The 9,660-nt window shown below is 66.5% G+C and carries 9 protein-coding genes and 1 pseudogene; 4 read left to right on the forward strand and 6 right to left on the reverse strand.

Annotation, left to right across the window (positions count from 1 at the left end; all coding sequences use genetic code 11):
• Window positions 1-108: 108 nt before the first annotated feature.
• The 3 genes and pseudogenes from IEZ11_RS49625 to IEZ11_RS52330 all read right to left on the reverse strand — a co-directional run.
• A complete protein-coding gene (locus IEZ11_RS49625) occupies window positions 109-1,665 on the reverse strand; it encodes a DNA primase family protein (protein WP_189269717.1) in 1,557 nt (518 codons plus the stop codon).
• Complete coding sequence (locus IEZ11_RS52325) at window positions 1,662-1,943, reverse strand: hypothetical protein (RefSeq protein ID WP_308426611.1); 282 nt, start codon at window positions 1,941-1,943, stop codon at window positions 1,662-1,664. Before IEZ11_RS52325 ends, IEZ11_RS49625 begins: the two co-directional genes overlap by 4 nt.
• A gap of 108 nt (window positions 1,944-2,051) precedes the next feature.
• Window positions 2,052-2,747: pseudogene (locus IEZ11_RS52330) on the reverse strand (bifunctional DNA primase/polymerase); the annotation flags it as partial.
• Between the two features lie 1,152 nt (window positions 2,748-3,899).
• Between IEZ11_RS52330 and IEZ11_RS49635 the strand changes: the two are divergent.
• Window positions 3,900-4,805 (forward strand): alcohol dehydrogenase catalytic domain-containing protein, encoded by a 906-nt coding sequence (locus IEZ11_RS49635; protein ID WP_189269719.1) that lies wholly within the window; start codon window positions 3,900-3,902, stop codon window positions 4,803-4,805.
• A gap of 441 nt (window positions 4,806-5,246) precedes the next feature.
• On the opposite strand, the gene IEZ11_RS49640 is transcribed toward IEZ11_RS49635, so the two are convergent.
• Window positions 5,247-5,549 (reverse strand): hypothetical protein, encoded by a 303-nt coding sequence (locus IEZ11_RS49640; protein WP_189269720.1) that lies wholly within the window; start codon window positions 5,547-5,549, stop codon window positions 5,247-5,249.
• Between the two features lie 84 nt (window positions 5,550-5,633).
• A protein-coding gene (locus tag IEZ11_RS49645) for an IS5 family transposase (protein ID WP_373295091.1) occupies window positions 5,634-6,493 on the reverse strand; the annotation gives its coding sequence in 2 pieces (ribosomal slippage) (window positions 5,634-6,127 and window positions 6,127-6,493; 861 coding nt in all).
• A 204-nt stretch (window positions 6,494-6,697) separates the two neighbouring features.
• On the opposite strand from IEZ11_RS49645, the gene IEZ11_RS49650 reads away from it, so the two are divergent.
• From IEZ11_RS49650 to IEZ11_RS49660, 3 genes are all read left to right on the forward strand, one after another.
• Complete coding sequence (locus tag IEZ11_RS49650; protein WP_189269721.1) at window positions 6,698-7,147, forward strand: transposase; 450 nt, start codon at window positions 6,698-6,700, stop codon at window positions 7,145-7,147.
• Window positions 7,148-7,509: 362 nt separating this feature from the next.
• On the forward strand, window positions 7,510-8,472 hold the full coding sequence (locus IEZ11_RS49655) for a transposase (protein WP_189269722.1): 963 nt from the start codon (window positions 7,510-7,512) through the stop codon (window positions 8,470-8,472).
• 3 nt (window positions 8,473-8,475) lie between these two features.
• A complete protein-coding gene (locus tag IEZ11_RS49660) occupies window positions 8,476-9,195 on the forward strand; it encodes a transposase (RefSeq protein ID WP_189269723.1) in 720 nt (239 codons plus the stop codon).
• A gap of 37 nt (window positions 9,196-9,232) precedes the next feature.
• Here the strand turns inward: IEZ11_RS49660 and IEZ11_RS49665 are convergent, their stop codons facing one another.
• The gene (locus IEZ11_RS49665; RefSeq protein ID WP_189269724.1) at window positions 9,233-9,421 is read right to left on the reverse strand and encodes a hypothetical protein; all 189 of its coding nucleotides are present in this window, start codon (window positions 9,419-9,421) and stop codon (window positions 9,233-9,235) included.
• Window positions 9,422-9,660 lie beyond the last annotated feature (239 nt).

Here is a 9,660-nt window from a genome sequence, read left to right on the forward strand (position 1 = left end):
GTGGACCGCTCTGCCGGGGCCAACCGCATGGGGGCTGGCCACCATGGTAGAGCGCACGGCCACAACGTTGTAGGGCAAGGGGTGGAGTAGGCGGACCTGCGGGAGTCCTTATGCGCGTTCCAGTAACGCGATGCCCGGGTAGTATTTTCGCCCGTTCGATTTGATCATGTCGGTGGGCGAGGTCACGCCCGCCTCCTGGCGGACCCGGTTGGCGAAGGACCGGGGCGTCGCGGGCCGGATTCCTTCACCGGCGTTGCACCATGTGCTGTACTCCGCGTAGAGAAGCCCCTGCTCGACCCGTAGATCCTTCCCTCCGGAGTCGCCGTCCCGCGTGCAGCATTCGGCGAGGAAGCGACCGATGTGATCCTCGGTGGTCGCGTAGGCCGTCGTGGCGATACGAACCCTGTCAGGACCCTCCAGTGGATCCCTGGTGCGGAGATAACGCTGGGCACCCTCGATGAGCCAGTGCAGAATTCCGGGGCCCTCGTCACGGACCAGTTCGAAAGCGAGGTTGTCGATCCTGCGGTGGGGCGGGACCGTTCTGGTGAAAGGCAGCAGGCGGATACGCCGCCAGAAAGCGAAGCCGCCCGTGGAGACCTCCGGACGGTGGTTGCCGAGCAACCACAGATGGTGGGTGGGCGTGAAAGAGAAGTAGTCCTGACGCATACGACGTGCCTTGATCTTGTCACCACCTGTCAAGAGCCTGACCCGCGCCTCGTCGAACTTGTCGTTCGGCTTGAGTTCACTGCACACGACCAGGCGGCGCCCGTGCAACTCGGTCAGCTCAGTGGAGTGCTCCGAGAAGGCGCCCCGGTCCATCAGGAAGCCAGGGGGGGCGACGTCCGCGTAGTCACCGAGTATCTGGATCATGATGTCGAGCAGCACGGACTTGCCGTTCTTGCCCTCACCGTGCAGAAAGGGCAGCACCTGGGCACCCACATCGCCCGTGATGGAGTACCCGAGCAGCAGGTGCAGAAAGTCGATCATCTCCCGGCCCTCGTCGTCGTCCCCGAAGGTGTCGGCGAGGAATCGGTGCCAGCGGGGCGTCTCCATCGCCTGGGGAGCGACGCTTGTGGCCCGGGAGTGGAAATCGCGGGTGGGGTCCGCTTTGCGCACAAGCCCGCTGTTGAGGTCGACCACTCCCACGGGGGTGCACAGGGTGTAGGGGTCACCGTCCAGCGTGTCCGGGGCCACGGAGATGTCCGGTGACGCCTTGGCCTGGGTCAGGAGTGCCTTCAGACCGGTCGTGGACAGTGTGCGGCGCTTGTGCTGAGCCAACTCACGGTCACCGAACAGACCGCGAGGGTCGGTGACGGACATGTCCTCAGCCATCTGCCCCGCGGCCCACAGCGCGGCTTTGTCCCCTCCGGCGCGCTTCCAGCGGTAGCCGTCCCAGGCGAACCAGCCCAGGCCTTCCACATGGCGGAACCGGTCGTGGTACAGCTGCACGAACAGACGGGCATTGCCGCGATCAGAAAGGGACGGGGGCACCAGAGGGGCAGAGAGGACGTTTCTGGCCGGGGGAACCGATTCAGCAGCGCTCACCGAGTCCTCAGCCGGGGGGCGGACATGGACTTCCGCCTGGCAGCCCGACTCCAAGGCTAGCATCTGCTGAGCGGCCGCCTGCGGGTTGAAACGCGGCGCGCCTTCGAGGCTGCGGCTCATGGACGTCCTTTGAGATGGAGAGGACGGACGGACCCTACAGCTAGGGCGTCGTCGACGATCTTTTCATTCCGGGCCTGCTGCCAGGGGCGGGCGTAGTGGGCGACACGGACAAGTCGGTTCCTGATGGTGGTGTGGTCGAGGTGCCCTGCCCCCACCAAACCACCGGCCGTGTACGCTGCCCGGTTCAGCTTCTCGGAAAACCCGGCACCTTCCGCAACGGCGGCGCACTGCGCGACCACCACGATCAACGGATCGATGAGCTGCTCCGCAGAAGACACGCGCCAGGGGGAACGTTCGGTGGGGACGCGCTCGACGGGCGCAGCATTCCTCCGAGGCTCGATCACATGGCCTGTACGGCGCAGCTCACTCGCGAGCCACTCAGGCAGGACGGCAGGGTGGCGTGCCGTCCCCTCAGCACGGTAGACCCCCTGCGGGGTTCTGGTCCCAGGAGCGACGATGTAGCCGCCGTCGGCACGTATGTCGACCTGCCAGGCGAAAGCGGTCTGCCGGGCAGACCCTATCGAACACCTGTACCGGACGGAGGGATCCGGGTTTCGGTACCAGACATGCAAACCCCCTGACGGGGTACGTACCCGCAAGGTCCCCTCGTCAAGCGCCGGCGCAGGGTGACCGCGATAGGCCGCCAACAACGCTAATGTGTCGAAACCCGAGGCCAGCCCGTCGAGTCGTACCTGGTCGGGGATACTGATACCGGGAAGTAGCCGAGCCCGGTCCGGGACCGGCGCCTGGTGGGCATCGATGTCAATGACCACGAGCCCAGCCGGGCCGCAAGCGACACCCACCCCAGGGGGAGGGCTGCCGGCCCACCACTGCGCGATGAGGCGCAGGTCGGTGGTGGCGGCGTGGAATCCGTGGCATGGGCGCCCTGCGGAGAGGCAGATGCACGTGGCGGGCTCGTGCCGACTGCCCGAGCAGCGGGGGCAGTTGCGGACCGGGGCCTTGCGGCCGGGGGCGAGCGGATGCACCGGCCACCCCTGTGCGGCACACCATCTTGCGACCGTACTCGGCGAGCCGGGGACGACAGGCACCTGGCTGTCACGGCCCCTACTTTCGCATGGCACGGAAATCGTCCTCGTCTTCTCTGCCTAGGCCTGCCCGATCACTTCACATCTGAAATGGGCGGCCGTGGTGACCAGGGGCCGAAGGAGTTCTGATGCGAGGGAGTGTAAAGCTCTCAGCCGGAGAACCCGTGGCTTGTCCAACCCCCGTGCCGTTCTATCAGTTTTCTGGGTCCCTTGGGTCCCTTGGGGCTTGAGTCCAGGGCTCCTTCCCGCCTGGGGGCTGAAGAGACCCAGGAGCACTCGGGACCTCGCTTCGGGGGCCAGTGTGCAGGAGGCGGAGCGTGGGAGACGAGGGACCCACAGGTCCAAGGCCCGATCAAAAGGGTCCGTAGAACCCGCCGCTTTTTTGCCTCTAGTAGCAATCATTGCAGGTCAGAGATCCTAAAGCTCATCAAGTGAGGGACTATAGGGACTCAACCCGTCAGTTATGAGGCGTACTTCTTTCAAGAGGTGCGCCTCATGCGCGCACGCACATGTCCCAGCCACATGACCCGACTTCTTGCTCTACCTCATAATTGCGGATTCCAGTCCCTACAGTCCCTGCTTATGTCCGTGAACAGCTTCTGACCTGCCAAGACCCGAGGGACCCAAGGTCAGGGACCAAGGATCAGGGCCCCCCCGCAGGCCCTGGCACTCCGAACCCCTCAAGGCCTTCCGCCTCGTGCCCCGCCCCGTGAGGTCACGACCCGGCTCTTCCGCAAGACGGACCATGACAGCTTGAACCTTTCGAGGCCCGCCCCTCGTCATACAGGTATGAGCTCGTGCCTGTATGACGGGATACCGCTGAGTGGTGTGCATGTTCCCCAGCGGGACGGACGCCTGCTGGGAGGGCGCGTGTCGTCGTCTTCCTCCTCCTCAAGGGCAGGTCCCCACGCAACTTCCCGCTGAGGGAAGAAGCCCGGCGGGGGAGGTAGCCCCCTCCTGGCCCGATCTGGCGCCGTGAAGCCGCGAACCGGGTCGTTCGCAGTGCTCTGCACAGGCGTTCGCGGGCATGGTTACCGACAGCCAGTTCCCCCCAACCGGGCCTGCTGACCAATATGTTGGAAGCTCTTGTGGCTACAGCCCTGTCTTATGCCGGCATCAGGTGCAGTAGCGGTGTAACCGACGCTGCCAGGGCGGGCGCAGGCCCGGGCACTTCTTGACGGAGGAAACATGCCCAAAGCGATCACACTGACGGACTTCGGCGGTCCTGACGTGTTGCAGTGGACTGACGTACCCCTGCCTCAGCCGCCCGAGGGGCACATCAGGGTGAAGGTAAAGGCTGCAGGGGTCGGCCCGACCGACCTCGCTCTGAGATCGGGCCGTCTCAAGGCCTTTTCGCTGCAGCCGAACGCCGTACTCGGCTTCGAGGTGGCCGGCACCGTCGACGCGGTGGGAACCGGGGTGACCGGTACGCAGGTCGGTGAAGAAGTAGCAGCGCTGCTTTTCGATCTCGGCGGATACGCTGAATACGCGGTTGCCTCGATGTGGGTCAAAAAGCCACCGTCCGTCCCGTGGGCGTCCGCGGCGTCGCTGCCGGCCTCCGCAGAGGCGGCCGCAGGGGTTCTGCGGAAACTGGGGGTGAAGACGGGTGACACGCTGCTGGTGCTCGGTGGCGGCGGAGCTGTCGGCTTGATCGCAGCGCAGTTGGCTGTCGCTCAGGGCATCAAAGTGGTGAGTGCCGTTGGAGCGCGGGACGACGCACTGGTCACGTCCCTGGGTGCCACGCCCGTACGCTACGGCGCGGAGCTGGTCGACGCCGTCCGGAGTGTCGGGACCGTCGATTTCGCGTTCGACGCGTCCGGCAAGGGTGTGCTGGCCGATGCGATCGCGTTGACGGGAGCCCCCAACCGGGTCATCACCCTGTCCGACCCTGCTGCCGCTGACTTCGGTGTCACCCTGTCGCCCCCCCCCAGCCCGGAGCGGGCTCCCCACGCGCTGGAGGACACCATGCCCCTGCTGGCGCAGAGGCAGCTCCGGCTGCGCGAGTACAGAACCATGCCCATGCAGGCTGCCGGTGAAGCGCACCGCCAACTTGAGAGTGGCCAGGTGCACGAGCGCATCGTGCTGACTCTCTGACCTCGTTCCTTTCGGTGATCTTGTAGTTGCCGGTGTCAGCCGCTGACGGCCTGCTGCCAGGACTTGAGCCGGGAGTTTCGAGTTGGTTCATGAACTTCTGGGAAGCTGTGGATCGTCGTGGTGAGTGTGTTCCGTCGGCCGACGGCGGCTCGCTGAGGGGCTCAATGTCCGTGAAGATGTTCAGTGGGTAAGGCTCTCCACCCGGGAGCGCGGACCGCGTAGCGGTCCTTCCGGTCGGGGCTCTGCTGTGCCCCCGTCGCCCCCTCCCCCTCGTCCCATGGATCGCGCCCCGGAACCGAGGTCGTCGGCCAACCGCGCCGACACTGCTGCTGCGTAGCCCCTCCAGGTCGCCGACCGTTTCCATCTGTGGCAGAACCTGGTCTCCGCAGTCGGACAGGACGGCTGTTCCCTGGGTGGGGCGGCGCTTGCGGGGCGTGGTCATCAGGTCTCCGGGTCGCGGTCGGCGGGGCTGGGAAGGTCGGTGAGTTCGAAGAGCGGTTCGTGGGTGGTCTCGATGGCGAGGCGTTCCATCAGGTCGTCACCGCGCTGCTTGGCGCAGGCGGCGCAGTGGTGCCGGCTGGCGATGGTCCAGCCCTGGGATTCGATGTGCCGGGCGAGCGCTGCCTCCAGCTCCTGCTCGGGCAGGTGGAGTTCGTAGTCGCGTTCGTCGTCTTCGTCGGGCAGCCGGCAGCGGGCACCGCAGCCGTCGCAGGCGATCGCGTACACGGTTTGAGGTACGAACACAGGGCCTCGCCAAGGGGAGGGCGCCGGGCCGGTGGTGTCCGGCCCGGCCCGGCGCGGTGGGTGAGGGCGGGCTAGGGCCCGTCTTCAAACAGACCTCGCCCAGAGCAGGAATGAGACGAGCGTGACCGCCGCTTCGTAGGAAATGGCGGTCTTTTCGTATCTGGTGGCGATGCTGCGGAAACCCTTGAGGCGATTGAAGCATCGCTCGATCATGTTGCGTCGGCGGTAGGCTTCACGGTCGAATCCCGGCGGCCTGCCACCGTGGCGGCCGCGGTTGTGCCGGTGCCGTTGCTGGTCGTTCTTCTCAGGGATGACGTGTCCGATCCCGCGTTTGCGCAGGTAGGCACGGAAACCACGGGAACTGTAGGCCTTGTCGGCCATGACCTGGTCGGGCCGGCAGCGTGGTCGGCCCGGACCGGGGCGGGGAACTCGGATGCGTTCCAGGAGTGGGCGGGTGCAGATGCTGTCGTGCCGTTGCCCCGGCGTTACCAGGATCGCGAGCGGTCGGCCCTTACCGTCGCAGGCGAGGTGGACTTTGGTGGTCAGTCCTCCGCGGGATCGGCCGAGGGCGTGATCGTCCGGTTCGTCCTGCTGATGCAGCCCCCTTTCCGCCCTGTGGCGGCCGCGTGCTGGTGAGCGCGGACGATGGTGGAGTCGATCTGGACCAGCCAGTCGATGTCGCCGGCCGCGTCAGCCGCGGCCTGGATGCGCTGCAGCGCCCGTGTGAACACGCCGCCCAGGGCGTAGCGGCGGAAGCGGGTGTACACCGTCTTCCACGGCCCGAAGCGTTCTGGCAGGTCACGCCAGGAGATCCCGGTCCGGATCCGGTAGACCATCCCGTTGATGATCTGCCGGTCCGACACCCGCGGCCGCCCTGTCGCAGCTTGCGGTATCAGTGGAGCGAGTAACTCCCACTCCTGATCACTGAGTTCATGACGATGAATCACTCCGCGATGATCCACCGCGAGGTGACTTCGGCGGGCGGCCCTAGATCCAATGCCGTGACTCTGTTGGTGATGTTGGAGGGGTCATGTGGTGGCTGCGGACAGGCACAGTGCGTGGAAGCGGGTGGTGCGGCGGCGGGTTCTGGGGGTGCTGGATACCCAGTCGGAGACTCGGGTGACGTTGCAGGCCTGCCCGTCGAGCGGATGCTCCGAGACGGATCCTGGATCTCTCGCATCCACGCTCACACCGATCCCGCGCACCGTGATCCGGTCAGGGTGCGGGTGCTGGCCTACCAGCTGCACGGTACCGGCCGTGCGGGCGAGGAGTACCGGCTGGTGACCAGCCTGCTCGATGCCCGTCGTCATCCGGCCCGCCAGCTGGCCGCGCTCTACCAGGAACGCTGGGAGGCGGAGGCCGTCTTCGCCGAGCTCAAGACCCATCAACGCGGCGCCCGCATCGTGCTCAGCAGCAAGACGCCCGACGGTGTCCTGCAGCAGATCTGGGCACATCTGCTGGTCCACCACGCGCTGCGGGAACTGATGGTCAGAACCGCCGCCACCCGGGGCCTGGATCCCGACCGGGTCTCCTTCACCGAAACCCTGCGCTCCGCCCGGCGCAGCGTGACCCTCACGCCGGGCAGCTTTTCCCCCTGAGCTGCTGGTCAGAGCCCTCGTCCTGCTCCAGCACGACCTGCTCGAACGCCTCCTGCCCGCCAGACGGCTGCGCAGCCAGCCCCGTGTCGTCAAACGCAAGATGTCCAACTACCGGCTCAAACGGACCGAACACCACAGTTGGCCACAGCCCACCCACACCGGCACCCGAGCAGTCCGCATCAAACGACCCCAACCCGCAACCACGTAAAGCAACGGCATGACTCTGTTGGTGATGTTGTCCGGGGCGCTGACGGTGGGGCCGTCGGATGGTTCGCTGGAGGAGTGCGGGGTGGCCTCGGGTTTTGGGGTGTGGGGCAGTGTCGTTACGGCCGAGGAGTTTCCAGCGGATTCCGGTGAGGACGGTGAGGACAGCGCGGTCGGCGTGCCCGAAGGGCACTCCGGCGATGTTCATCCGGGACCGGCTCGATGTCCTGTTCGAGGACGATGCGTTCGTCGGGCTGTATCCCTGCGACGGCAAGCCGGGACTGTCACCTGGTCAACTGGCGCTGGTGTCGGTGCTGCAGTTCGCGGAGAACCTCTCCGACCGTGCGGCGGCGGACGCCGTCCGCACCAGGATCGACTGGAAGTACGCCCTCGGCCTTGAGCTGGAGGATCCGGGGTTCGACCACTCGGTGCTGTGCGAGTTCCGCTGGAAGTACGCCCTCGGCCTTGAGCTGGAGGATCCGGGGTTCGACCACTCGGTGCTGTGCGAGTTCCGCGCCCGGCTGGCCGAACAGGACGGCGCCGCTGACCGGCTGCTGCAGGTGATGCTGGACCGCCTGGTGGAGGCCGGCCTGCTCAAGGCCGGGGGACGGCAACGCACCGACGCCACCCATGTACTGGCCGCGGTCCGCACGCTCAGCCGCCTGGAACTGGTCGGGGAGACACTGCGGGCAGCTCTGGAGGAACTGGCCGAGGCCGCCCCCGCCTGGCTGACTCCGCTGATCGAGCCCGAGTGGGCCAAGCGGTACGGGCGGAGGGTGGAGATCGGCAAACTGGCAGGCGGTACGGCGGCCGTGACCGCCCGGGCCGAAGAGTTCGGCCGGGACGGACAGAAGATCCTCACCGCCGCCTGGGCCGCAGACACCCCGCCCCATCCGCGATTGCTTCCTCAAGTGGAGATCCTGCGCCAGGTCTGGGTCCACCACTACTACTGGGACACGGACGGATGTCTGCGCTGGCGGGACGGCCACGCCCTGCCGCCCGCCTCGCTGCGGTTCGACTCCCCCTATGACACCGACGCGCACTACTGCGTCAAACGGGACACCGCATGGAGCGGCTACCGGACACATTTCACCGAAACCTGCGACGAGCAGCGTCCTTAACTGGTGGTCCATGTCGCCACCACCATCTCCACCGTCCAGGACATCCAGCTGACCGACACCATCCACGACCAGCTCGCCGAACGGCAGCTGCTGCCCGCCGAGCACGTCGTCGACTCCGGCTACATCTCCCCGGCACGCATCGAGCGGGCCCAGCGCGTGCACGGCATCACTCTGCTCGGCCCGGTCGCCGCCGACCACAGCGCCCAGGCCAAGGCCGGCTCGGGCTTCGACAAGGCAGCCTTCACCATCGACTGGGACAACGAGCAGGCGATCTGCCCACGCGGGGTCACGAGCGTGTCCTGGACCAAGCTGAACATCAAGGACCACACCTATCTGCAGGCCCGGTTCGCCGAAGCGGACTGCAGGGCCTGCCCAGACCGCACACAGTGCACCACATCAGCCACCGGGCCCCGATCCATCGCCGTACTGCCCCGGCCGCTGCACGAGATCCAGATACACAACCGGCTCCACCAGCGCACCGAGCAATGGCGGCACCGCTACGCGATCCGCGCCGGCATCGAGGCCACCCTCTCGCAGAACATCCGCGCCCACGGCCTTCGACGCTCCCGCTACCGCGGCCTGGCCCGCACTCACGTCCAGCACGTCCTCACCGCCCTGGCCTGCAACGTCACCCGAGTCTCCGACTGGGTATCCAGCACCCCCAGAACCCGCCGCCGCACCACCCGCTTCCACGCACTGTGCCTGTCCGCAGCCACCACATGACCCCTCCAACATCACCAACAGAGTCACGGCATTGGCCCTAGATCATGTTTCTTTCACGCTCGGCGATCAGCCTGAGCGCCTGGCGGTCGACTCCCTCGGAGGCGATGCTCGCGAAGAGTTCCATCGCCAGGGGCCTGTTGGAACGGACGAGGCTCACGGCCAGCTTGTGGATGTCCTTGCGGTCACCGGCCTCGGCGAGCAACTCCACCTCGTATCCCAAATCCACTTCAGCTCCCTGTTCTCGCGTGGCCTGTTCGGCTCCCTGGCAACCCGCTGCTGCGTGGAGCGACGCTAGCCGGTCTGAAACAACCACACATGATCACAACCCTCATCCCCACACGGCGCTGGCAGCACACACGTTCATCGGCTACGCAAGGTCTGTTTGAAGACGGGCCCTAGTTGTATTGATCACGAGCGTTGTTGACACTGGCCGGGCTTGATCACGGCGAAGACCTCCGGTGTGGT

Origin of the sequence: Streptomyces fuscichromogenes, from assembly GCF_014645815.1 — a bacterium.
GTDB classification, from domain to species: Bacteria; Actinomycetota; Actinomycetes; order Streptomycetales; family Streptomycetaceae; genus Streptomyces; species Streptomyces fuscichromogenes.